14 protein-coding genes are annotated in these 25,957 nt (G+C 34.9%); 8 read left to right on the top strand and 6 right to left on the bottom strand.

Features of this window, described 5'->3' with window-relative positions; all coding sequences use genetic code 11:
• Window positions 1–4 precede the first annotated feature (4 nt).
• The 3 genes from KBJ98_RS00930 to queG all read left to right on the top strand — a co-directional run bounded on the left by KBJ98_RS00930 (window position 5) and on the right by queG (window position 3,895).
• Window positions 5–1,801 carry a cytochrome c oxidase subunit I gene (locus KBJ98_RS00930; protein WP_210787898.1) on the top strand — a complete coding sequence of 599 codons (1,797 nt, stop codon included), beginning with the start codon at window positions 5–7 and terminating at the stop codon, window positions 1,799–1,801.
• A 111-nt stretch (window positions 1,802–1,912) separates the two neighbouring features.
• Complete coding sequence (ruvB, locus tag KBJ98_RS00925) at window positions 1,913–2,935, top strand: Holliday junction branch migration DNA helicase RuvB (protein WP_166133055.1); 1,023 nt, start codon at window positions 1,913–1,915, stop codon at window positions 2,933–2,935.
• A 36-nt stretch (window positions 2,936–2,971) separates the two neighbouring features.
• Window positions 2,972–3,895, top strand: a complete 924-nt coding sequence (queG, locus tag KBJ98_RS00920; RefSeq protein WP_210788203.1) for a tRNA epoxyqueuosine(34) reductase QueG — start codon at window positions 2,972–2,974, stop codon at window positions 3,893–3,895.
• 2 nt (window positions 3,896–3,897) lie between these two features.
• Here the strand turns inward: queG and KBJ98_RS00915 are convergent, their stop codons facing one another.
• From KBJ98_RS00915 to KBJ98_RS00890, 6 genes are all read right to left on the bottom strand, one after another.
• Window positions 3,898–4,926, bottom strand: coding sequence for a LacI family DNA-binding transcriptional regulator (locus tag KBJ98_RS00915; RefSeq protein ID WP_210787897.1), 1,029 nt, complete (start codon window positions 4,924–4,926; stop codon window positions 3,898–3,900).
• 198 nt (window positions 4,927–5,124) lie between these two features.
• Window positions 5,125–6,144 carry a LacI family DNA-binding transcriptional regulator gene (locus KBJ98_RS00910; protein WP_210787896.1) on the bottom strand — a complete coding sequence of 340 codons (1,020 nt, stop codon included), beginning with the start codon at window positions 6,142–6,144 and terminating at the stop codon, window positions 5,125–5,127.
• Between the two features lie 126 nt (window positions 6,145–6,270).
• Window positions 6,271–8,016, bottom strand: a complete 1,746-nt coding sequence (locus tag KBJ98_RS00905) for a glycoside hydrolase family 13 protein (RefSeq protein WP_210787895.1) — start codon at window positions 8,014–8,016, stop codon at window positions 6,271–6,273.
• A 60-nt stretch (window positions 8,017–8,076) separates the two neighbouring features.
• Window positions 8,077–8,970, bottom strand: coding sequence for a carbohydrate kinase family protein (locus KBJ98_RS00900; RefSeq protein ID WP_210787894.1), 894 nt, complete (start codon window positions 8,968–8,970; stop codon window positions 8,077–8,079).
• Window positions 8,971–8,978: 8 nt separating this feature from the next.
• Window positions 8,979–10,301 carry a sugar porter family MFS transporter gene (locus tag KBJ98_RS00895; protein ID WP_210787893.1) on the bottom strand — a complete coding sequence of 441 codons (1,323 nt, stop codon included), beginning with the start codon at window positions 10,299–10,301 and terminating at the stop codon, window positions 8,979–8,981.
• A gap of 42 nt (window positions 10,302–10,343) precedes the next feature.
• Entirely contained in the window at window positions 10,344–11,933 is a 1,590-nt protein-coding gene (locus KBJ98_RS00890; protein ID WP_210787892.1) for a glycoside hydrolase family 32 protein, read from the bottom strand.
• A 195-nt stretch (window positions 11,934–12,128) separates the two neighbouring features.
• Between KBJ98_RS00890 and KBJ98_RS00885 the strand changes: the two genes are divergently transcribed.
• From KBJ98_RS00885 to KBJ98_RS00865, 5 genes are all read left to right on the top strand, one after another.
• Window positions 12,129–14,135 (top strand): glycoside hydrolase family 65 protein, encoded by a 2,007-nt coding sequence (locus tag KBJ98_RS00885; protein ID WP_225899034.1) that lies wholly within the window; start codon window positions 12,129–12,131, stop codon window positions 14,133–14,135.
• A gap of 557 nt (window positions 14,136–14,692) precedes the next feature.
• Complete coding sequence (locus KBJ98_RS00880) at window positions 14,693–17,668, top strand: SusC/RagA family TonB-linked outer membrane protein (RefSeq protein WP_225899033.1); 2,976 nt, start codon at window positions 14,693–14,695, stop codon at window positions 17,666–17,668.
• A gap of 10 nt (window positions 17,669–17,678) precedes the next feature.
• Window positions 17,679–19,226 carry a RagB/SusD family nutrient uptake outer membrane protein gene (locus tag KBJ98_RS00875; RefSeq protein WP_210787891.1) on the top strand — a complete coding sequence of 516 codons (1,548 nt, stop codon included), beginning with the start codon at window positions 17,679–17,681 and terminating at the stop codon, window positions 19,224–19,226.
• Between the two features lie 142 nt (window positions 19,227–19,368).
• Window positions 19,369–22,701 (top strand): VCBS repeat-containing protein, encoded by a 3,333-nt coding sequence (locus KBJ98_RS00870; protein ID WP_225899032.1) that lies wholly within the window; start codon window positions 19,369–19,371, stop codon window positions 22,699–22,701.
• Window positions 22,694–25,954 carry a VCBS repeat-containing protein gene (locus KBJ98_RS00865; RefSeq protein ID WP_210787890.1) on the top strand — a complete coding sequence of 1,087 codons (3,261 nt, stop codon included), beginning with the start codon at window positions 22,694–22,696 and terminating at the stop codon, window positions 25,952–25,954. Before KBJ98_RS00870 ends, KBJ98_RS00865 begins: the two co-directional genes overlap by 8 nt.
• Window positions 25,955–25,957: the final 3 nt, after the last annotated feature.

Below are 25,957 nucleotides of genomic sequence, written 5' to 3'. Positions count from 1 at the left end.
ATATATGTCAGCAGAAGGTCACGATCACGCATTAGATCACGAACACGAACACCACCATAAGGACACTTTTATTACTAAATATATTTTTAGTATCGATCATAAAATGATTGCTAAGCAGTATTTAATTACTGGTATCATAATGGGAGTTATTGGTGTCTCGTTATCATTACTTTTTAGATTACAATTGGCTTGGCCAGAAGAATCTTTTAAGATATTTAATGTCTTATTAGGCGATAAATTTGCTCCAGATGGAGTTATGGCTAATGATATTTATTTAGCATTAGTTACTATTCATGGAACCATAATGGTTTTCTTTGTATTGACCGCCGCATTAAGTGGTACCTTTAGTAACTTGTTAATTCCACTTCAACTTGGTGCTCGAGATATGGCTTCAGGTTTTATGAACATGGTATCTTATTGGTTGTTCTTTTTATCAAGTGTTATCATGGTCGGTTCTCTTTTTGTTGAAGCTGGACCTGCTTCTGCGGGTTGGACCATTTATCCTCCTTTAAGTGCATTGCCACAGGCAATTCCTGGTTCAGGTACGGGTATGACCTTATGGTTGGTGTCTATGGCTATCTTTATTGCCTCTTCTTTGATGGGTTCATTAAATTATGTTGTTACAGTAATTAATTTAAGAACTAAAGGAATGACAATGACAAGAATGCCTCTTACTATTTGGGCGTTTTTCGTGACTGCTATTATTGGTATTATATCATTTCCAGTTTTATTATCTGCAGCTTTATTGTTGATCTTTGATAGAAGTTTTGGTACTTCTTTCTTCTTGTCTGATATCTATATTGCTGGTGAAGTTCTACATTATCAAGGTGGTTCGCCTGTATTGTTTGAGCACTTGTTCTGGTTCTTAGGTCACCCTGAGGTTTATATCATTTTGTTGCCTGCGTTAGGTATTACATCTGAGGTTATTGCCACAAATTCACGTAAGCCAATTTTTGGTTACCGAGCGATGATTATGTCAATTCTTGCTATTGCATTTTTGTCTACGATTGTTTGGGGACACCATATGTTTATTTCAGGTATGAATCCTTTCTTAGGATCTGTTTTTACCTTTACGACGTTATTGATCGCTATCCCATCTGCAGTTAAGGCGTTTAACTATATTACTACTCTATGGAAAGGTAACTTGCAATTGAATCCTGCGATGTTGTTTTCAATTGGTTTGGTATCTACCTTTATCACTGGAGGTTTAACTGGAATTATTTTAGGAGATAGTACTTTGGATATTAACGTTCACGATACATATTTCGTAGTGGCACACTTTCACTTAGTAATGGGTATTTCTGCTTTATATGGTATGTTTGCTGGTATTTATCACTGGTTTCCAAGAATGTTTGGGCGCATGTTGAATAAAAATCTTGGTTATGTACACTTTTGGGTAACTGCAATTTGTGCTTATGGTGTTTTCTTTCCGATGCATTTTATTGGATTAGCTGGTTTGCCAAGACGTTACTATACAAACACAAACTTCCCATTGTTTGATGACTTACAAAATGTGAATGTTTTGATCACTATGTTTGCACTTGTTGGAGGTGCTTTCCAATTGGTTTTCTTATACAACTTCTTTAGTAGTATTTTTTACGGTAAGAAAGCTGTAATGAATCCATGGAAATCTAATACCCTAGAGTGGACAGCTCCTGTAGAACATATTCATGGTAACTGGCCAGGAGCAATCCCTGAGGTTCACCGTTGGCCTTATGACTACAGTAACCCAAATCACGAAGAAGATTTTGTACCGCAAAACGTTCCGATGAAAGAAGGTGAAGAAGTTTTACACCACTAAAAATAAATTTAAGCCTCTGCTGTTGCAGGGGCTTTTTTATTGAACTATTTATTACACTCTTTGTAGGTTGTTGTGGTTTTATTTTAGGACTCTCTTTACTATCTTTGTTGTATGAATGAAAATTTAGATCCTACTTCTCGCAGTTTTAGTACGGAAGAACTTGATATTGAAAAGAAGTTAAGGCCTTTAAGCTTTGATGATTTTTCTGGTCAAGATCAGGTACTTGAAAATCTTAAAATATTTGTGCAAGCAGCCAATCAACGTAATGAGGCGCTAGATCATACTCTTTTTCATGGGCCTCCTGGACTTGGAAAAACTACTTTGGCTAATATCTTAGCTAATGAATTACAAGTGGGTATCAAAATAACATCTGGTCCGGTTTTAGATAAACCTGGTGATCTAGCTGGTTTGTTGACCAATTTGGAAGAAAGGGATGTGCTTTTTATAGATGAAATTCATCGTTTAAGTCCGATTGTGGAGGAATATTTATATTCTGCTATGGAGGATTACAAAATTGACATTATGATTGAGTCTGGACCTAATGCCAGGACCGTTCAAATTAATTTGAATCCCTTTACACTTATAGGTGCAACTACACGTTCGGGTTTATTAACTGCTCCTATGCGTGCTCGTTTTGGTATTTCTTCCCGTTTGCAATATTATACTACTGAATTATTAACTACAATTGTGGAACGTAGCTCAGCTATTTTTCAAATGCCAATTTCGATGGAAGCAGCAATTGAAATTGCTGGTAGAAGTAGAGGCACACCTCGTATTGCAAATGCATTGTTGCGTAGGGTACGTGATTTTGCTCAAATTAAGGGCAACGGTACTATTGATATTGAAATTGCAAAATATGCGCTTAAAGCTCTTAATGTTGATGCGCATGGGTTAGACGAGATGGATAACAAAATCTTAACAACGATCATTGATAAATTTAAAGGAGGTCCAGTTGGTTTGACAACTTTGGCTACCGCTGTATCTGAAAGTAGTGAAACTATTGAGGAGGTGTATGAACCTTTTTTAATTCAAGAAGGTTTTATCATGAGAACTCCACGTGGTCGAGAAGTTACCGATAAAGCCTATAAGCATCTAGGTAAATTAAAAACGAACATTCAACAAGGTTTGTTTTAATTCTTTGAAGGTTAAATAAATTATAAAGCTCTTTTTATTAGCACTAAATCAATACATACCTCCTTTATCAAAACCGAAGCCAAAAGATTGGGATTTATGTCTTGTGGCATCTCGAAGGCTGGTTTTTTAGAAACCGAAGCTCCTCGATTGGAGAAATGGCTAAATTCAAATAGTCACGGTCAAATGTCTTATATGGAAAATCATTTTGACAAGCGCTTGGACCCCACGCTGTTGGTTGACGATGCAAAAAGTGTAGTGTCGTTGTTGTTGAATTATTTTCCTGAACAAAATCAAATTGAGGATACTTTTAAGATTTCAAAGTACGCTTACGGAACTGATTATCATTTAATGATAAAAGAGAAATTAAAAGAGCTATTGTATTCCATTAACGAGAATATAGGTGCTGTGTCCGGTAGAGCTTTTGTGGATTCGGCTCCAGTTTTAGATAAAGCTTGGGCAGCAAAGAGTGGTTTGGGTTGGATCGGGAAAAACAGCAATTTGATCACTCAAAGAGTTGGTTCGTTTTACTTTATTGCTGAATTGATTATCGATTTGGAGCTTGATTATGACACCATTACATCGGATCATTGCGGAACTTGTACGGCCTGTATTGATAGTTGTCCCACACAGGCCATTGAAAGTCCGTATGTGGTAAACGGAAGCAAATGTATTTCTTATTATACTATTGAACTTAAGGATAACCTTCCCGTTGATATGAAAGGTAAGTTCGATGATTGGGCCTTTGGATGTGATGTTTGTCAAGATGTTTGTCCTTGGAACCGTTTTTCTAAACCACATAATGAACCGTTGTTTAATGCAAATCCAGACTTGCTTTCTATGTCAAAACAAGATTGGATCGAAATAACCGAAGAAACATTCAAAGCAGTTTTTAAAAATTCGCCATTAAAGCGCACGAAATATGACGGACTTATGAGAAATATTAAGTTTTTGGAACTATAGCGCTATTGTACTTTCATAGTAGATTCTCTTTCAATTATTTTTGTGTCTAATTCTACTGTTCTAGGTTCGAAGGTAATTCCATCTTTATGGCATACCATTTCTTCAAGAAGTAAATTAAACGATTCAATTCCCATTTCGTGACTCGGTTGATCAACGGTGCTCAACTTTGGTGAAATCACTTGAGACATAAACCAATTGCTAAATCCTATAATCGCAATTTTTTTCGGTATTTCAATTTTTTGTTCGTTTAAATAGGCAATTACACCAACTGCTACAAGGTCTGTTACAGCAAATATTCCATCAATATCTTTATGATCCTTCACTATTTTTTCTGCAAAATGACGTCCTTCATCAAAGGTTACGTTTTCGCAGGTGTACACTAAATTAGCATCAAACGGAATGTGATTTTTTTCTAATGCTTTTTTGTAACCAATGTAGCGGTCAATTGCGTTTTGCGGATTTAAGGGGCCACGTATATGAGCTATCCTTTTGCATCCTTTGTCAATGAGATGTTGCACTGCATTGAAAGCGGCTTTTTGATCGTTGATAACAACTTTGTTGCATTTAGAAAGCTTTGCAATCTTATCGAACATAACAAAAGGAATATTTCTATTTATAATTTCCTTAATGTGATCGTCGTTGTTTGATTCGTTAGAGAGTGACATAATAATTCCGTCTACCCTTTTGTTGATCAATAGTTCTACTTGTTTTTTCTCTAATTCAAGTGTTTCATTTGATTGTAAAATAATAACCAAATATCCTTTTTTCTCTGCTTCGTCAATGATGGCATTTACTACGTTCGAAAAGAAATGATGAACTACTTCAGGAATAATTAGTCCTATAGTTTTCGATTCTTTGGTTCTAAGATTAACGGCAAAACTATTGGGAGTATAATGCAGTTCTTGGGCAAGGGCAAGTACTGCTTTTTTTGTTTTTTCGCTTACATCTGGATAGTTTTTTAAAGCTTTTGAAACTGTAGTTATTGATATCCCAAGTTTTTCTGCTATTTCTTTCAGTGTAATATCTTTCATGATGATGCTTGTGTGGGAGATCCAAAATCAATAGTAAGTGCAATTGATTTTAGATTTTTGTAGTTAGTTTTTAGTTATGTAACGGTGTTAATGATCTTTAAATCAATTGCAATATATTAATTTTCGGAGTGCTTTAGCTGTTAATCTTGTTTTAATTAGAAGATATAAATAATCTGATTTTCTGAATGGTGAAATAGACTAGGTAGATTCTCTTTCGATTATTGATGTAGTTACTTCTATAAATTGAGGGGTAACTTTTTGATTCGCTTTCTTTGCCGCAATTTCATCAAATAAAATGGCTGCTGCTTTTTGTCCTATTTCAAATCCGGGTTGATTAATAGTTGATAGTTTGGGAGTTATAACCTCTGACATGAACCAATTACTAAATCCTAATACAGCTATTTGATTCGGAATTTGTATCCCAGATTCGCTCAAGTATTTCATGGCGCCAATAGCGGCCATATCTGTAACGGCAAAAATGGCATCAGTATCGGGATGTGAAGCAATTAATTGCTTTGTGTTTTCATATCCGTCTTCAAAATCTAAGTTGTTCTCGCAAGCAAACACAAGACTAGGATTGTATTTGATTTGATGATCTTCTAGCGCTTTTTTATAACCCAAAAAACGATCTATGGCGTTTTGTGGCAAGTATGAACCTCGTAAGTGTGCAATTTTTTTGTGTCCTTTCTTTATTAAATATGCTACCGCATCGTAAGCTGCTTTTTGGTCGTTTATAGTAACTTTTGAACAAGGAACAACTTTGGCAATTTTGTCAAAAAGAACAAGCGGAGTTTTTTGTTTTAAGATTGCATTAATATGTTCAAAGTCACCTGTTTCATTGGATAGTGACATCAATATCCCATCGACTCTTTTTTGCAGCAGCAGTTCCAGCTGTTTTTTTTCAAAACTTACTTTTTCGTCTGATTGTAAAATAATAACAAGGTAATCTCTTTTTTCGGCTTCTTCTAAAATACCCTTGATAACAGTTGCAAAAAAATCATGCACCAATGTTGGAATAATAAGTCCAATTGTTTTCGACTCTTTGGTTCTCAAGTTAACGGCAAAACTATTTGGAGTATAATGTAATTGTTGCGCTAAATCAACAACCGCTTTTTTGGTTGATGCACTCACATCGCTATATCCCTTTAAAGCCTTCGATACGGTTGTTATTGAGATTCCGAGTTGGTTTGCAATTTCTTTGAGAGTTGGATTATTCATAGTTAAATTCTCTATATGTGAAAGCCAAAAAAACTGCTTTTTAAAAACGAATTTACAATATATTTGTTGTAAACCAATTTTCAAAAAACAGTTTGTTGTTTTAAAGCTTTACAGAAATATCAAATTTTATTTGATTTCAATTATTACTGCTTCGTAAGGACGAAGCGTATTTTTCTTTATTTCTTTTGTCGAGGAGTAATTATCTAGTATGATTTTAAATTTACTTGTTGGCAATGCGATGTTAAACGTTGATTCTTTCTCTGAAAAATTTAATAGCACAAGTATTTTTTTGTCGTTTAACTCACGGGTAAATGCAAAAACAGAAGGATTTTCTTTATCCAAAATGGTGTATTTACCGTAAACAAGAACGGGGTCTTTCTTTCGTAATTGGACTAATGATCTAAAATAATTTAAAGTTGAATTGGGGTCGTTTTCTTGCAACTCGACATTGATAAAGGAATAATTAGGATTTACTTTTAACCAAGGTTTACCTTCCGAAAAACCTCCATTTTTGGTTGAATCCCATTGAAAAGGTGTTCTGCCGTTTTCCCTAGATGTTTGTTTTTGGACCTCTAAAAACGCTTTTAAATCACCGCCCTTATTTTTTAATCCTATGTATTTATTACGCGTATCTACATCTTTATAATCTTCAATAGAGTCAAAGCGTATGTTGGTCATACCTACTTCGTCACCGTTATAGTAGTAAGGAGTACCACGCATGCACATGATAAATGTAGAGAGCATTTTTGATGATAATGAGCGAAATTGAACAGAATCATTACCAAATTTACTTACCATTCTAGGTTGATCGTGATTTGCCAAAAAAATAGAAAGCCATCCTTTATCTTTAAATGTTTGATCGTATCTAGAAAATATATCTTTGTATTTAACTAGCCCAAAATCATTGATATGTTTGCCAATATCTACACTTTCAAAATGGTAAGCCATATTTAATTCTTTACGATCTGGATCAACAAAAAGCATTGCTTCTTCAGGTGTGCTTCCGGCACCTTCAGCAACGGTCATAATATCATATTTGCTAAAAACCTCCTTATTCATTTCTTGTAGATAATCATGCAAATGGGGGCCAACTCCGTAGTATTTAATAATGTTTTTCTCGTATCCTTGTGGTAATTCTGGCCAAGTAGTAACTTTTGATGCAAACTGAAACGCATCCATTCGAAAACCATCAATTCCCTTGTCTAACCAAAAGCGCATCATTTCATAAATTTCCTGCCTTACCGTTGGGTTTTCCCAATTTAAATCTGGTTGTTTCTGAGAGAAATAATGCAAATAATATGCATCCGTTTTTGCATCATATTTCCAAGCGTCACTATTAACATCAAAAAAACTCCAGCGATAAGGTGGTTTACCTTTTTCAGCAGGCCACCAATGATAATAGTCTCTGTATTTATTATCTCTAGAACTTTTGGACTGCTTAAACCATTCATGTTCATCACTACTATGATTAACCACTATATCCATAATGAGTTTTAAACCTCGTTGATGCATACCTTTCAGTAAAAGATCGAAGTCATTCATAGTACCAAAATCGCTCATAATTTCCCTATAGTTACTGATGTCGTAACCGTTGTCATCATTAGGAGATGTGTAGATAGGGTTAAGCCAAATCGCATCAACACCTAAACTTTTTATATAGTCTAGTTTAGAAATAATTCCCTTTAAATCACCAACTCCATCGCCGTCACTATCTTTAAAACTGCGGGGATAAATTTGATAAACTACAGCTTCTTTCCACCATTTGGTATCGTTTTTTTGAATTGTTTCAAGAAACTTGTTTTGAGCCGATAATCTTTCAGTAGAAAATAAAGTAAGAGTTGTCAATAAGTATAATGCGAGTGTAGTTTTCATGATTGTTTGAATTAAAATATATTTTTTGATTAGATTTAAAATAATTAAAACGAAAAAGAATCAGAACAGCACGGGGTTCATAAAGTTTTTTGTTTTTTCTGCAGAAATTGTTGGATTTGCACCTTCATGAGTGGCTACCAAAGCACCTAGAGCACATGCGAAATCAATCGCCTCTTGCGGATTTGCATCTGTTAAGAGTTTAGAAAGCAATCCTGCTAAAAAGGAATCTCCAGCACCTACTGTATCAACAACTTTTACCTTAAATCCGCTGTGGTAATAAAAATTTCCTTCCATGTATAAAACTGCGCCATGACTTCCTTTTGTAACACAAATATGTTTGGTATTGGTTTGTTCAGCAATAAAAAGTATGTTTTGCTCTATGGAGTGGAAAGGCGAATTCATAAACGCGCTTATTTCATACAACTCATCGTCGTTAAATTTGATGAAATTTGCTTGAAGTATTAACTGTTGTAGGAGCTCTTGGGAGTAAAAGGGAGTACGTAGATTAACATCAAATACAGCATATTTAGAATAATTGATGAGTTCTAATAAAGTATTGTGGGTCGTAGTATCTCTACAAGCTAAACTTCCAAAAACCAAAGCATCGGAATTTTTTACAGCGTTTTCATCTTCGGCAATACATTCAATTTTGTCCCAAGCCACGGGATAATTGATCGTGTAAGAGGCAGAACCTTTCTGATCTAATGCTACAATAACCTCACCCGTTTTATAAGTCGGGTCTTTTTGAATGGAGATGGTTGAAACCCCATGATGACTAATGTAATTGAGTATTTCAACACCAAGTGCATCACTACCAATACGACTGATAATTTGGGTTTCGATACCCAGTGAACTTAGGCGCAGTGCTACGTTTAAAGGTGCGCCACCAATTTTAGTATGTGTAGGAAACACATCAAACAATACTTCTCCAAAACAAATTACTTTTTTAGCCATAGCACTTATTATTTTGATAAACTTTCAGATAATTCTTCTAGTGTTCGTCCTTTGGTTTCGGGCATCTTCGTAAAAACCCAAAGGAGTTGCAATACCATCATTAAACAAAAGATTGCAAAAACAGTAGTTGTTCCTATTACTTTAAATAAGAACGGAATAAATGACGGAATTAAAGCAGCCAACACCCAATGCACTGATGTACCAAAAGAGCTTCCAGCTGCTCGTAATTTATTTGGAAAAAGTTCAGAGATAAAAACCCAAATTACGGCGCCTTGCCCTACGGCATGTGATGCGATAAATAGGAAGAAAAATAGCGGAACGGCCATTCCTTTCCATTCGTAATAGAAAGCAGTAGTAACAAGTCCAAGCGAGATAATATAACCTACAGAGCCTAAGTACATGAGTGTTTTTCGTCCGAAACGGTCAATTAAAGCAATTCCTATCATGGTAAAAATTAAATTGATAATTCCAATTCCAATACTGCTCAAAAACGAAGCTGATTTTTCTAATCCGGCAAGTTCAAATATTCGGGGTGCGTAATATAAGAACGCATTGATGCCTGAAAGTTGATTAAAGAAAGCAATAAAAAAGGCCAAAAGAAGTGGTTTTCTATATTTTTTCATAAAAATAGATTCGTTTTTGTCCTCTTGTTGCGTTTCCTTTTCCATCGCAGTTATTGCCGTAGCAACTGCCTCGTCAGTATAAATTTGTTTTAAAATGGCTCTAGCTTTATTTACGTCCTTTTTATATTCTAATATCCAACGCGGACTTTCAGGAATCCAAAAAATTAGTACTGTATAAATCAGAGAAGGAAAAGCTTGAATACCTAGCATCCATCGCCAAGAATTGGCGCCAATATCTTGCAAGTAATAGTTGGATGTAAAAGCAATTAAGATTCCAAAAACGATGTTGAATTGATACAGTGCAACCAACTTTCCTCGGTCTTTTGCTGGAGCAATTTCTGAAACGTAGGTTGGCGCCGCAATAGTTGAAGCTCCAATACCTATACCACCTAAGAATCTAAAAATTGAAAACAAAAATGGATCATTTGCAAAAGCAGTTCCAACAGAGGAAACAAAAAATAGTATACCAATGATTAGCAGCGTGTTTTTTCTACCCAAAATATTGGTAGGAAAAGCACCAAATACAGCTCCAATAACAGTTCCCCAGAGTGCTGATGACATGACAACTAAACCGTGGAATAAGTCACTAGACCCCCATAATTGCTGCAATTGTTTATCAGCGCCCGAAATAACAACAGTGTCAAAGCCAAATAGGAATCCCGCAAAAGCAACAATAATAGACCAGTATAAGATTTTCTTTTGATTCATGTTTTTAGTTTTAAAAAATTAATGCGTTTTTTTAAGTAGTAGTTACCAAATACTATTGATTTTCGAAATAGAAAATTCCTTTAAGCATTGATCGTTCTTTGAGCTGATGCTCAGTTTTGTATACGGCTGATTCGGGAAAATTTGTGCTGTAAAACTGTAGGTTCCACCTCCTAGAAAAAGTTCAATGGATGACCAATCTAAAAAGATTTGATAGTGAATGGTCTTTGATTGCAGTAATGGTGTTTTGGTATTTTGGCTTTGTGCTCCGAACGATTTTTCAAATTTTACTTGTCCAGAGTTTCGTCTATCTAGTGTAAAGCTCTTCAGTTGAGCATCGTAATAAACCACCAGAGAATCCTTGACATCATTAGAGAACACTAGTTTTAAATCCTCATTTTTTGCCTTAAAATCGATTTTAGATTGATTTAGCAAGGCGTATGTAAACGTTTTTGGTTTGTCATTTTCAATCGTCATTTTGTCTCTTTCAAATGCTACTTTTTCAGATGATTTTAGTTGCTTAACAACTTGGCTTTGTAAATTGTAAACTCCATTAGTTTCTGTCAAAGCGAGTGTTCTTGGCAAAGTCATAGCACTTCTCCAGTTTTTAGTTGGAGTATTGCGAGCGTAGGACCAATTGCTCATCCATCCTATAAAAACACGTTCGCCATTTGGTGTATTGTTGTAGGTTACACCAGCATAATTATCAGTTCCGTAATCCACCCATTTAATGTCTTTTTGATCAGTCGTAAAACGTTTTCCGTCATAATCACCTATAAAATACTGTGTTCCTGACCCACCATTTGGCGCTCCAGGATTGATACTAATTAATAAAACCCATTTCTCTTTATTTGTTCCATTGACCTTTAGTTTAAAAAGATCAGGGCATTCCCAAACTCCGCCGTGCGCTCCTACATTTGAACCAAATTCACTTTCAAAATTCCATTGAATTAAATTTTTAGAAGTATAAAATTGTGCTCTATCGCCAGCGACTAAAGTCATATTCCAAAGTTTTGTTTCAGCATTCCAAAACACCTTTGGATCTCTAAAATCTTTTATACCCGGATTTTTAATAATAGGATTTTGACTGTATTTTTTCCATGATTTTCCTTCATCCAAGCTGTAGGCTAAGCCTTGTGTTTGGTAGTCGGTTTTACCAGCTTTCTCTCCATCCATATCATGATAGGTAAAAATAGCTATCATTGGTGGATTTTGAATACTGCCTAAGCCCGAGCTGTTTTGTGTGTCAATGACAGCACTGCCCGAAAATATAAGTCCGTTTTGGTCAGGATACAATGCTATTTTTTCGGATTTCCAGTTTATTAAATCAGGACTTGTAGCATGTCCCCAGTGCATCGGTCCCCAAACGATATCCTCCGGATAATATTGATAAAACAAGTGGTAAACGCCTTTGTGGTAAACCAAACCATTTGGATCGTTCATCCATTTTTTTTCTGGTGAAAAGTGAAATTGTGGACGATACCTTTCTTTATATTTTTTTGATTCATCACTTTTTAGGACCTCAGAAGAAGCGCTATTAATTGTAGTTTCAAAATTATTTTTGGTACAAGAAAAAGCCAAAATTAAGCAGCTAAAGATAAGTATTCGATTTGCTTTTCTTGTTATCGTATTCATAATGAATTGGTTTTAAAATTAAAGTATTTGTATAAAAATAGAATTCTATTTTGGAAGTGTTAAAATATTCCTATGGAAATTTTGATTTCAAATGCCGAAAACGTTTTCGATTCAATTATGAGCTACTTTATGTTTCGTTTCATTTTATTGCAACCTATTTTCTTTAAATTTGATTGAAAAACCAAATACAAAATCATGATTTCAAGACATCTATTTTCGTTTATTATTTTATTTCTAACCTCCATGACTTTTGCGCAATCGCAAGGGGATGAGTGGAATTTAGTAGCAACATCACGCTCCAATTATTTTGGAGTTGCTATGGCAAATGGACAAATAGGAATTGTAACTGACGATACCCCTTTGCGAACTAAAGAGATTATTTTAAATGGAGTTTATGATGGCAGTCCTGAAAACGGGATTAGTAGAATTGTTCGTGGTATAGAATTTTTGAATCTCAAATTATTTTTAGATCAAAAGGAAGTGCAATCGAACACAATTGAGAATTGGAAGCAAGTAGTGTCTATGAAAAATGGAACCTCAACAACTTCTTTTACCTTCAATAATTCTGCTCAAATTACTTATACAATTATAGCCAATAGAGCAGTTCCTTTTTCTGCTATGGCTATTGTAGAAATTATTCCATCTAAAGATTTAGATCTAAAGGCCAGCAATTATATGATTGTTCCCGAAGAATTGAAAGACGCAAAAAATCAGTTTAGAGTACTCAAGGACAATCAATATAGAATGCCAATTTTTAGTACTGTTGCAAAAACACGTACTGGGAAATATACTGTAGCGGCAGCAACAACTTTTTTGTTTGATCAAAAGGTTGAAGATTTGCAGCAAACTGGTAATGAAGTTGGTTTTACTACAAAATTACGCAAAGGTCAAAAATATCGTTTTGCCGTGGCAGGAGGTATTTGTACTTCTAAAGATGTAACAGATCCTGTTAATGAATCTGAAAGACAGCCTATCTATGCATTACAAGAGGGAATTGATAAGTTAGTTTCAAAACACCAAAAAGCATGGTCAGTACTTTGGGATTCTGGGGATATTCAAATAGAAGGAGATCTTGATGCGCAACAAAGAGTTCGTTTTGCTTTGTTCAACTTGTATTCCTACATCAGATCTGGTACAAGGCAAAGTATTGCTCCAATGGGCTTGTCATCTCAGGGCTACAATGGTCATATTTTTTGGGACACTGAATTGTGGATGTTTCCAACACTTTTGGCATTGCAACCTGATTTGGCTAAATCATGCCTAGATTACCGTTCAGATCGCTTAGAAAAAGCCAAGCAAAAAGCTTTCATATATGGTTATAAAGGCGCAATGTACCCTTGGGAATCTGATGATACTGGCGAAGAAGCTACACCAACGTGGGCCTTAACAGGTATTTTTGAACAACATATTACATCTGATGTTTCTATCGCATTTTGGAATTATTATGCCTTAACACAGGACAAAGTTTGGCTGCAAAAGGAATGGAATGTTTTAAAAGAAACTGCTGATTTTTGGGTGAGCCGAGTTAATGAAAATGCAGATGGTAGTTTTTCTATTCTAAATGTAGTAGGAGCTGATGAATATGCTCAGCATGTAGATGACAACGCTTTTACAAATGCCGCTGCTATTGAATCATTAAAAAATACTATTAAGGCAGCTACAATTTTAAATGAACCAATTGATCCAAAATGGAAAACAGTTGCAGAAAAATTAAAAATTCATTCTAAAGATGGTATTACACAAAATTACAAGGGTTATGATGGACAAATGATAAAACAAGCCGATGTAAATTTGTTAGCCTATCCTTTACATGTAATCACAAATAAAGAACAAATAGAACGTGATTTAGCATATTACTCAGAAAAAATTGATAAAAAAGATGGTCCTGCAATGGCTTCTGGAGTATTATCTGTTTTGTACGCACGCTTGGGTAACCGTGAAAAAGCCTACGATTATTTTGTGAAATCATATTTGCCTAATAGTCGCCCCCCTTTTGGAGTTTTCTCTGAATCAGCAAATAGCAATAATCCTTACTTTGCAACAGGTGCAGGAGCTATGTTACAAGCGGTAATTTTTGGATTTGGTGGAGTTGAACAAACAGATACAGGTTTTAGGTACAATAAAGGTTTGTTACCTAAGCAATGGAAATCTTTAAAAATTATTGGTTTAGGTACCGATAATAGAACGATTAAGATTAATTAAAATTGTTGTTTTTTGTTGTAAATACAATGTTTCCTGTTGTCCAAGCGGGAAATGTTGTATTTTTTTTTGGCGGTATTTAGCATCAAATAAAATGTTGTGCAGTACTTGATGCTCTGTGATAAATTTGATAATTAATTTATGATATTTGGTTACTAGCAGTGATTTTTTGCTACTTATATTTTTCTAATTGTTTTATCGACTGATACTTATAAAAATTTAACTTCATTTTTTTTAAAAGTAAACCTTCTTTTTTTTTTTGAATAATTCGCAATGATTTTGCAAAACTCAAACAGTTTTTGAAGTTTATGTAACGTTTTTCGTCGTTGAAAGAGAAAATTTCAGTTATATCGATTTTTTTTACTGTTAATTTTTATATTTTATTCATTTTTAGTATTAATTTATTGCGGTATCTATTTTAAAATCGAAAACGTTTTCGGCATAACGAAAACGTTATAGTTTGTGTAAATCCCAAATTTATCATAAAATTATAATTATGTTTGATAACTAATATTAAACAAACCAGTAAAACAAATTATTAACCAACTTATTTATTACGTATGAAAAATAGTCTAATTAAAGGCTTGATGTTGTTTCTGACGATACTTTGCACAAGCTTGACCTATGCTCAGGATGTGTCAGGTACGGTTTCTGACGGTAGCGGTCCTCTTCCAGGGGCTTCTGTGTTAGTAAAAGGAACAAAAAACGGAGCTCAAACTGATTTCGATGGAAAATTTACAATCAAGAATGTTGGACCTAATGCAGTCTTAGTTTTTAGTTACATTGGTCTGAAAACACAAGAGATAACTGTAGCCGGCAAAAGCACAGTGAATGTGGTTATGAAAGAGGATTCGGCAGAGCTTAAAGAAGTTGTTGTAATCGGTTATGGATCTGTTAAAAAGAAAGATGCAACAGGTGCGGTTGATCAAATTAGCGCCAAAAAATTTGATAATGTTGCATCTCCTTCACCGGCACAACTTTTACGTGGTAAAGTAGCAGGTGTTCAGGTTACACAGTCAAGTGGTGAGCCAGGGGGAGCTATTTCTATTCGCGTTCGTGGTAACACCTCCGTAAGATCTGGAAATGGTCCTCTTATTGTTGTAGATGGTGTACCTCTTGATGGGGGAAATATTTCTGCTAGTGGAGATGGTTTACTTGGAGGCTCAACACCAAGAAATCCCTTAAATTTTGTTAATCAAAACGATATCGAAAGTATGTCTGTTTTGAAAGATGCTTCGTCTACCGCTATTTATGGTGCTCGTGGAGCAAATGGAGTAATTGTAATCACTACTAGAAAAGGAAAATCTAAAGAGCCTGAATTAGCTTATTCAACTTCAGTACAATTCAGTAAAATCGCTGGAGATTTTGGTGTAATGTCAGGTGATCAATTTGCCGCGGCAGGTGGTGATGACCAAAATTCAAGATCGTATAACTGGAAAGATGCCGTTTTAAGATCAGGAATTACTAAAAATCATGACTTATCTTTCAGTAAATCAACAGAAAACTCAAACACAAGACTTTCTTTAAGTGCCACAGATACAGATGGTATTGTTAAAAATACTGGGTTAGGAAGATATACAGCATCTCTTTACAATTCTAATGACTTTTTTGGAGGAGCATTAAAAGTAGAAACAAGATTAATATATGCTGGTATCAAAGATCAAACTACACTGATATCTAATGATGCTGGTTTTATTGGTAACATAATCGGATCAGCATTATACTGGAATCCAACTTCACCAATCTACAACTCAGATGGTACTTTTAACGTTATTAGTAACACGTTTTTGAATCCGGTTCAATTGTTAAACTCTTACAATGACTACACTAATACTAGTAAGTTATTTGGTAGTTTATCGGCAACTTACAAAATTAACAGCAATTTTAGCTACAAGTTTCTATTTGGTGTAGAAAATTCAACTTCTACCAGAAAGAGTCAATTGTTGCCAACTATGAATATTCAAGGAGATCAATTTCAAGCTACGGATCCTGCGGATAATACCGTTAAAAGAGGAACTGCTTTTATTTCGACACAAAATAAGTTCAATAGAACTTTCGAACATACTTTAAATTACAACAAGGAATTTAATGAGAATTTTGTATTTGATGCTTTGGCAGGATATTCATTTTATGAATATGGTTTTGATGGATTTGGCTCTAGTGCAAAAGGATTCAATATTAATCAAACTAATTTAATTGATAACATGGAGGGTGCTCTTTCAAGAGAATATAGAGTTTCATCTGGTCGTAACAAAGTTGATTTACAGTCTTATTTCGCTAGATTTAACGCTACCCTTATGAAAAAATTATTGGTTACAGGAACGATTCGTGTTGACGGGTCTAGTAAATTTGGTGTGAACAACAAATATGGAACGTTCCCATCCGTAGGAGTTGGGTATAAGTTTATCGAGGCAAAATCAGGTCTCGTGAATGATTTAAAACTTAGAGGAAGTTACGGTATTACAGGAAACCAGGAATTTGCTCCTAATTCAGCGGTATCGGCAGGTCAGTTTGGTTTGAATGGTACTCCTGTGACCGTAAATAATGCAAATCCAGATTTGAAGTGGGAAACTACTTCTTCTGTAGGAGCGGGAATTGATTTTGAATTATTAAATAACAGATTGACTGGTTCTTTGGATTACTATAATAAGAATACTACTGACCTTATTTTCCCTAATCAGCCAGATGGATCTCAACCAGGAACTTATTTTCCTCGTTTGTTAAATGCAAAAGGCAATTTAATAAATAAAGGTTTTGAGATTTCATTGAATTACAAAGTTATCGAGTCAGATGATTTTACTTGGGATGTTTCAGGAAACGCATCTTTTAACACTAATAAATTTACCAATTTTGCTGGTTTTGTGCAAACGGGAGGTTTAAGTGGTCAAGGTTTATCTGGGGCTTACGCACAAGTTATAACAAATGACAAGCCTTTATATTCATATAATCTTTATGAGTGGAGAGGTTATGACGCTTCTGGAAATTCAATTTATGCTGATGCAGCTGGCAATGATACAGGGTTAGGTAATGCAGCTAAAAAAATTCTTGACAAGCAACCGTTACCGAAAGTGAATGTAGGTTTTTCTACAAGCTTTACCTATAAAAATTTCGATGCTTCAGCATCATTTTATGGAGCTTTTGGTCATTATATTTATAATAACACCTCTAACGCATACTTTTTCAAAGGTGCTTTCCTAGGAGGCAGAAACACTACCTTAGAGGCTGCAACATCACCGCAAGCACAAGGTGACCCGAATTCACCAAGTACTAAATACTTAGAAAAAGGTGATTTCTTAAGAATGGGTAACTTAACTTTTGGTTACACATTTAAAAATAATATGATTGAGAAATTAAGAATCAAATCAGCAAGGTTATTTGTTAACGGTTCTAATTTATTTATCATTACTAAATATTCAGGAACTGATCCGGAGGTTGATACTGACAAGTCTTTGAACGGTGTCCCTTCAGCAGGTATGGAATATTTATCTTACCCAAGAGAAAGAAGTCTTGGTATTGGACTTAATGTAACATTTTAATTATAAGACGATGAAAAGAATTAATATTATTAAAGGCATCTTATTGTCTGGTACTCTAGTACTAGGTATAAGTTGTACCAATCTCGAAGAAGAGGTATTGGATGGTTATGCAATTCCTGAGGACGCTAGTACAGGAGCCATCGATCCAGTGCAATTTTTAGCAACTTCGTATGAAGGTTTAAGAAACTTTCAGGGGCAAGGGACTATGTTTGCATTAAATGAAATGTCTTCTGACGCACTAGTTGGTCCTACAAGAGGTGGTGACTGGGATGATGCAGGTGTATGGAGGCAAATTCATACGCATACTTGGGGACCAGATCATAATGAAGTACGAGGGGCTTGGAATCAATTATTATCCCAAGTTAATAACTGTAACTTAGTAATTTTTAGCGGTAGCGGAACGGCAAGTCAAAAGGCTGAAGCGCGATTTTTAAGAGCTTTTTATTACTACCATGTAATTGATTTATTTGGTCAAGTACCTTATCGTGAAGCTGGTGAGTCTTCTTTAGCAGATCCTAAGGTTTGGAGCAGATCACAAGCAACTGATTTTGTAATTCAAGAGGTAGAAGCTGTTCTAAGTGCTTTGCCAAATAGAACCGCTGGAAATGCCAATGTTGCAAATAAGGATGCAGCTCATTTTTTATTAGCTAAATTATATTTAAACAAAGGAGTTTTCACTGCAGAAGATGCTGCTGGGCCTTACACATTTGCACCAGCAGATATGACAAAAGTTGTACAAAATGTAGATGCTATAAACGCAAGTTTAGCACCTGACTACTGGGATAACTTTAAGCCAGATAATAATACTTCGCCAGAGATATTATTTTCTTCTAGAAATAGTCCAGGTAATGGAGGAAACATTCAATGTTTTTGGAGAATGGGTATGCACTACAACCAAACACCTGATGGATGGAATGGTTTTGCAACTGTTGCGGAGTATTACGATAAATTTAATCCGAACGATAGGAGAGCGAAAAATGCTGATCCAGCTATTATTGCAAACTTCGGTAATCCTGTAGGTTTTCAAGTAGGTCAGGTTTATAAACCAGGAGGGACTGTTAAAGTTTTAGATAGAATTAAAACAACAGCTAATCCTGACGGGCAGCCTTTAATATTTACAAAAAATTTGACTTTAATTACGAGTGGTGCTACTTTAGAGTCTGCAGGTATTAGAGCTCAAAAATATATTCCAGATGTGAGTAGTTTAGGTTCTCCAAATAATGATTTTGTTTTGATGCGTTATTCAGATGCGTTATTGATGAAAGCTGAGGCTATTTTGCGTGGTGGTACGGGAGTTAACGATGCGGCGAAATTTGCACAGTTAATATCAAGAACAAATGTGGCAGGTACAGTTCCAACTACTTTAGATGCAGTGTATGCAGAAAGAGGACGTGAATTGTGGTTTGAAGAGTATAGAAGAAATGACATGATTCGTTTTGGCAAATTTTTACAAGCAAGAGAGCTTAAAGCTTATGTTTCTGATAAAAAATATGCTTTATTCCCTATACCATCCGCTGCTTTATTTAATCCAAACTTAAAGCAAAACCCTGGATATTAAGAGTTGTTTATAATTAATTATTTTTTTGAGTTAGTCATAAAGAGGGTATTTATTACCCTCTTTATTTTTTTATAATTTTATTCGTTATTCTACTAATAATATATAAATTAGGCAATTCTAATACTTACAATTTTCTAATTCAATGTCAAAACCAATTATGTTAAAGCGCTTAGTTGCAAGCTGTATTCTCGCTGTTGCTTTTTTAAATTGTTCCGATAAGAAGCAAGGTGAAGAAGGGTCGTTATTCACTAAGATGAATAGCTCAGAAACAGGAATTTCATTTTTTAATGAAGTAAAGAATGGAGCTGATATGAACATCTTTAAATACCGTAATTTCTACAATGGCGGAGGTGTTGCAATTGGTGATATTAATAATGATGGTCTTTCTGATGTTTATTTTACCTCAAATTTAGGACCTAATAAACTGTATTTAAACAAAGGTAATTTCAAATTTGAAGACATTTCCCAAAAGGCAGGTGTTGAGGGAAAAAAATCTTGGTCTACGGGTGTTGTAATGGTAGACTTAAATGCAGATGGTTTTTTAGATATTTATGTTTGTAATGCTGGAAATAACTTAGGCAATCAACAAAAAAACGAACTTTTTATTAATAACAAAAACGGAACATTTACAGAGAAAGCAGAAGAATACAACTTGGCCGATACTGGAATTACTACCCATGCTGCTTTTTTTGACTATGATAAAGATGGGGATCTCGATGTGTATATCCTAAACAACAGTTTTATACCGGTAAGTAGTTTGAATTATTCTAATAAAAGGGAATTACGTGATAAAGATTGGGATGTTGCCGAAATTTTAAAAGGTGGCGGAGATAAATTATTACGAAATGACAATGGGAAATTTACTGATGTAAGTGCCGATTCTGGAATTTATGGTAGTCTTATTGGATTTGGATTAGGAGTTACTGTTGGTGATGTAAACGGTGATTTATATCCAGATATTTATGTTTCTAACGATTTTTATGAAAGAGATTATTTGTACATCAATAATAAAAACGGAACTTTCACTGAGGAAATTAAAGGATGGACTTCGCACATCAGTCAATCGTCAATGGGAGCTGATATGGCTGATATAAACAATGACGGTAAAGCTGATATTTTTGTAACTGATATGTTACCAGAACCTGACGAGCGATTAAAAACAACTACTAATTTTGAAAATTACGATTTATTTGTTCGTAAAGTAAATTTAGATTTTTATCATCAATACATGCAGAATACTTTGCAAGTTAACAATGGGGAAAATCAGTTTTTAGAAATAGCTAATTATGCAGGAGTAGCAAAAACCGACTGGAGTTGGGGTGCATTATTATTTGACATGGATAATGATGGCTACAAAGATATTTTTGTGTGTAATGGTATTTACAATGACTTAACTAATCAAGATTTTGTTGATTTTTTTGCAAATGAGTTCATGCAAAAAATGGTGGTTACAGGTAAAAAAGAAGAAATTCAAACTATAATTAGTAAAATGCCAAGTACTCCTATTGCTAATTATGCTTACAAAAACAATAAAAATTTAACCTTTACCAATGAGGCTACAAATTGGGGTTTGGATAGGCCAAGTTTTTCTAATGGTGCGGCCTATGCTGATCTCGATAATGACGGAGACTTAGATTTGGTTGTGAATAATGTGAACATGGAATCGTTTGTGTACCGAAACAATTCGGAGAAAAATGCCAAAAACCAATATGTAAAAGTGAAACTAAAAGGGAACGGTCAAAATACTTTTGCAGTTGGTAGCGTGGTTGAACTTTTTGCAGGATCTGAAGTCATCAGACAAGAATTGATTCCGTCTCGAGGTTTTCAATCGTCAATTGATTACACAATGACATTCGGCATTGGAGATAAAAAAATCGATTCCTTACGTGTTATTTGGCCAAATGGAACAACAGAAACGATTAAAAAGATAGCTAAAAATGCTGTTTTGAATTTAGATATTGCTAAAGCAAAAGGTACTTTTTCACCTAAAGGGAATAATCAAAAAACTCAATTTTCAGCTGTTAATTCCTCTTTTGTTGCGCACAAAGAAAATAATTTTATCGATTTTGATCATGAAGGTTTAGTCTCGAAAATGCTTTCGCAAGAAGGCCCTTCAATGTGTGTGGCGGATGTTAATGGAGACGGAAATGACGATGTCTTTATTGGTGGTGCCAAAGGACAATCTGGTAAAATATACCTCAATGCCGGAAATGGTAATTTCAAAATTTCTTCACAAAAAGACTTAGACCTCGATGCTACTTTTGAAGATACTGCTGCAAGTTTTTTTGATGCTGATAATGATGGTGATGTTGATTTATTAGTAGGTTCAGGCGGAAACGAAAAAGCAGATCAAGTCAATTATAAGAACAGATTGTATTTGAACAATGGCAAAGGTGTTTTTACTCGAAGTGAAACTGTGATCCCTACTACTTCCAATAACGTTGCTGTAATTGCGGCTTACGATTTTGATCTAGATGGTGACACTGATGTTTTTATTGGTAGCCGAAGTGTTCCCGGTGTTTATGGTATTGATCCCAAGCATTTACTATTAGAAAATGATGGTAAAGGAAATTTTAGGAATGTGATAGATAAAAAAGCTTTTAAAATCAATAACTTCGGAATGATTACCGATGCCATTTGGGAAGACATCGACAACGATTCCAAAAAAGACTTAATTTTAGTAGGTGATTGGACTGCGCCAATGATTTTTAAAAATAATGGCCGCCGTTTGGTAGAATTTAAATCGAATTTATCTACCTACACCGGATTTTGGAATTCGGTATCTTGTGTTGATTTGAATAATGATGGTAAAAAAGATTTAGTGCTTGGCAATAAAGGGACCAATACCCCGTACAAACCAAGTCAAAATAATCCTTTAAAATTATTCACTAACGATTTTGATAATAACGGCACAATCGAACAAATTGCAACTCGATCTATTAACGGGAAAGATTTGCCGATCAATTTAAAACAAGAGTTGGCCAAGCAAATTCCGTCTATCAAAAAGAAAAATTTAAGCTACGCAGCTTATGCTACTAAGACTTTTCAAGATTTATTTAGTAAAGAAATAGTTGAAAACTCGATTCAGAAAACGGTTGCCTATCAAGAAAGTTGTGTAGCAATTAATACCGGAAACGGAAAATTTGTAATTACCGCATTGCCTGCTCAAGTTCAATTTTCATCAGTGAATACCATTGCAACGATGGATGTAAATAACGATGGTTATCTCGATCTTATTTTGGGAGGAAATCAATACGAGTTTAAACCACAATACGGCAGACTTGATGCCAATTATGGCAGTGTTCTTTTGGGGTCTAAAAAAGGAACTTTTACAAAAAGTAACAGCACGGCATCTGGATTTTTTGTGAGAGGCGAAATCAAAAAGATACAACTGATAAAAAATAAAAATAAAAAAACATTTCTATTAGCAGCTATTAACAATGATGTTCCAAAACTTTTCAAACTCAATGAATAATATTTTTAGACTCGCCATTGCATCACTTTTTGTTGTGAGTTGCACTAAAAAAGAGGGGCAATTGTTTGATAAATTGCCTGCAGATGAGAGCAATATTGCTTTTAAAAACGAATTGATACCGTCTAAAAATATTTCCATCTTAGACTACTTATACTACTATAACGGCGGCGGTGTAGCTTTAGGAGACATTAATAACGACGGATTAGTCGATATTTATTTTACATCCAATCAAGGGAAAAACAAACTCTACCTAAACAAAGGGAAAAATAAGTTTGAAGATATCTCTGAAAAAGCCGGTGTAGAAGGCAATAGCGATTGGAATACGGGTACCGTGATGGCCGATGTGAATGGTGATGGTTATCTGGATATTTATGTATGTGCTGTTGTTGGTATCAATGGTTTTGAAGGTCAAAACGAATTGTTTATCAATAATAAAGACAATACATTTACGGAAAGTGCAGCACAATACGGCTTAGATTTAGATAACTACAGTTCTTCTGCCGCTTTTCTCGATTATGATTTGGATGGCGATCTTGATATGTACTTGCTCAATCACGCGGTGCATAGCGAACTTTCATTTGGTAAAGCCGAAACACGCAAAAACAGAAGTTACGAATCAGGAGATAAATTATTTCGCAATGACAACGGTAAGTTTATTGATGTAAGTGAACAAGCTGGCATTTTTGGTGGCGCAAACGGTTATGGATTGGGTCTTGCTGTTTCTGATTTTAATTTAGATGGTTATCCAGATATTTATGTAGGTAACGATTTTCACGAAGACGATTATTACTATTTGAACAATGGCGACGGTACTTTTACCGAGAGTCTGAAACAGTTTTTTGGGCATACCAGTCGTTTCTCTATGGGAGTTGATGTTGCAGATGTAAACCACGACGGATTTCCAGATATTCTAAGCTTAGATATGTTAGCAGAAGACGAAAAAGTTCTCAAGGCATCTTTAGGGGATGATAATACGCAAATGCTGAAATTAAGAACTGAAAAGTTGGGTTACCACAATCAGTATGCGCGTAACATGTTACAAATAAACCAGGCAGGAAAACATTTTACTGAGACCGCTTTGTTGAGTGGCATAGCAGCAACCGATTGGAGTTGGAGCACGCTCTTTGGCGATTATGATCAAGATGGTGAACAAGATATTTTTATAAGTAACGGTATTCCAAAGCGACCAAATGACTTGGATTATGTGAAATATTACTCTAACGATCAAGTTAAGAAAAAAATAAGCTCGACTAAATTGTTAGATAAAGAAGCTTTAAAGCGCATGCCAGCAGGAAATGTAACTAATTACGTTTTTCAAGGTGCTGCTGATTTGAAATATAAAAATAGATCTCAGGATTGGATAGAAAACGATTCAATTATTTCAAACGGTAGCGCTTATGCAGATCTTGATAACGATGGAGATTTAGATATTGTAACCAACAACACGAACGCTGTTGCATCGCTTTATATTAATTCGACCAATTCCAAAGCGAATTATTTAAAAGTAAAATTGCGTTTTGCGGGTAAAAACTCCTTTGGAATAGGAACCAAAGTAGTTGCCTACAACAAGGGTAAAAAACAATTTAAAGAGTTACAAACCACACGCGGATTTCAGTCGTCCTCGGAGCATGCGATTCATTTTGGCTTAGGTCCTCAAAAAAGTATAGATTCGTTAGTAGTTATTTGGCCTGATAAAACGTATCAAACTCTTAAAAATGTAAAAGTGAATCAAAGCCTTACTATTACAGCCAATAAAGACAGACGTGTGTTCAATTACTCGAAATTACAACCGACTGTACTGCCTATTTTTAAGAAAGTAGATGGTAATTTAGGTATTGATCATTTGCAACAAGAAAATGAGTATATCGATGTTTTGGTACAAAAATTAATCCCTTTTCAACGCTCTGATCGTGGTGCTTCAACTGCCGTGGGCGATTTGAATGGAGACGGGCTTGATGATATTTTCTTCGGTGGAGCCAAAGGAAAACAAGCAGCGGTTTATTTCCAAAACGCAAAAGGTTTCAGTTTAAAACAAGACAAATTACTAGCAAAAGATTCAATTTTTGAGGATGCTTCGGCTTTTATTGGCGACTTTAATCAAGACAAAATCAATGATTTATTTGTAGTTTCCGGTAGCGGTGAAAATGCATCTGATTTGCAAGATCGTTTGTACTTGAATGATAATAAACAATTCAGCTCAGCAACACTTCCCAAACTTGCACAGAATGCGTCAACAGTTCAGGTTTTTGATTATGATAAAGATGGCGATTTGGATGTTTTTATAGGTAACAACTCCGTTACAAATAGGTTTGGCTCAATGCCTGATTGTTATTTGTTAAACAATAATAAAGGAGTTTTTACAGTCGTGAAAAATCCAGTATTTGAGAAAATCGGCATGGTTACAGCAGCCGTTTTTACCGACTTTAATGCTGATGGTGCAACAGATATTATCGTTGTGGGTGAATTTATGAAACCAACTTTTTTAGCCAATAAAAATGGAAAATTTACCAATGTAACCGAAACTGTTTTTCCAGAAAAAAACAACGGCTTATGGCAGGCAATTATTCCGTTTGATATTGATCACGATGGCGATTTGGATTACTTGGTAGGGAATTGGGGATTGAATTCTAAGTTCAAAGCTTCAACTACTTTCCCAATGAAAATGTACTACGATGATTTTGACAAGAATGGTTCCTACGAAACTATTGTAACCATCGAAAAAAACGGTAAATACTACACTACTCATAGTTTAGATGAATTGGTAGAGCAATTTAGTGGTGTGCTCAGAAAGAAATTTAACACCTACAAATCATTTGCAGGAAAAACGGTCGAAGAAATTTTTGATCCTAAAATGTTAGCAAAAGGCGCTTTTTTTGAAGTGCATAATTTAAAGTCAGGGTATTTGAGAAATGACAAAGGCAAGTTTGTATTTGTTCCTTTTACCAATAAAATGCAGGTAGCACCAATTACCACTTTTGTAAAAGCGAAGTTTGATGCTAGTTCTAAACCAGCTGTATTTGCCGCAGGAAATTATTTTGGAGTGACACCGTATCACAGTAGGTTTGATGGTTTTTCGGGAGCATTGATTAAAAGCGATAAAACTATTTTCTTAGGCCATCAAATTGGTATCGATTTGACTAAAAAAGCAGTGAGACATTTGGATATGATTACGGTTAAAGGGAAAAAATACCTTATAGTTACTAGTACGAATACAAAAACAGCCGTGTATCAATTGCCTTTATTAAAAAATTAATAT

Origin of the sequence: Flavobacterium erciyesense (genome assembly GCF_018069925.1) — a bacterium.
GTDB lineage: Bacteria > Bacteroidota > Bacteroidia > Flavobacteriales > Flavobacteriaceae > Flavobacterium > Flavobacterium erciyesense.
Note: the sequence above shows the minus strand (reverse complement) of the source record. Positions and strands in the feature narration are given on the sequence as shown.

Coding starts and splice junctions, on each gene's coding strand:
- KBJ98_RS00930 (WP_210787898.1), top strand. CDS start 5: ATGTCAGCAGAAGGTCACGATCACGCATTAGATCACGAACACGAACAC.
- KBJ98_RS00875 (WP_210787891.1), top strand. CDS start 17,679: ATGAAAAGAATTAATATTATTAAAGGCATCTTATTGTCTGGTACTCTA.
- KBJ98_RS00865 (WP_210787890.1), top strand. CDS start 22,694: ATGAATAATATTTTTAGACTCGCCATTGCATCACTTTTTGTTGTGAGT.
- ruvB (WP_166133055.1), top strand. CDS start 1,913: ATGAATGAAAATTTAGATCCTACTTCTCGCAGTTTTAGTACGGAAGAA.
- KBJ98_RS00905 (WP_210787895.1), bottom strand. CDS start 8,016: ATGAAAACTACACTCGCATTATACTTATTGACAACTCTTACTTTATTT.
- KBJ98_RS00900 (WP_210787894.1), bottom strand. CDS start 8,970: ATGGCTAAAAAAGTAATTTGTTTTGGAGAAGTATTGTTTGATGTGTTT.
- KBJ98_RS00880 (WP_225899033.1), top strand. CDS start 14,693: ATGAAAAATAGTCTAATTAAAGGCTTGATGTTGTTTCTGACGATACTT.
- KBJ98_RS00910 (WP_210787896.1), bottom strand. CDS start 6,144: ATGAATAATCCAACTCTCAAAGAAATTGCAAACCAACTCGGAATCTCA.
- KBJ98_RS00915 (WP_210787897.1), bottom strand. CDS start 4,926: ATGAAAGATATTACACTGAAAGAAATAGCAGAAAAACTTGGGATATCA.
- KBJ98_RS00890 (WP_210787892.1), bottom strand. CDS start 11,933: ATGAATACGATAACAAGAAAAGCAAATCGAATACTTATCTTTAGCTGC.
- KBJ98_RS00895 (WP_210787893.1), bottom strand. CDS start 10,301: ATGAATCAAAAGAAAATCTTATACTGGTCTATTATTGTTGCTTTTGCG.
- KBJ98_RS00870 (WP_225899032.1), top strand. CDS start 19,369: ATGTCAAAACCAATTATGTTAAAGCGCTTAGTTGCAAGCTGTATTCTC.
- KBJ98_RS00885 (WP_225899034.1), top strand. CDS start 12,129: ATGATTTCAAGACATCTATTTTCGTTTATTATTTTATTTCTAACCTCC.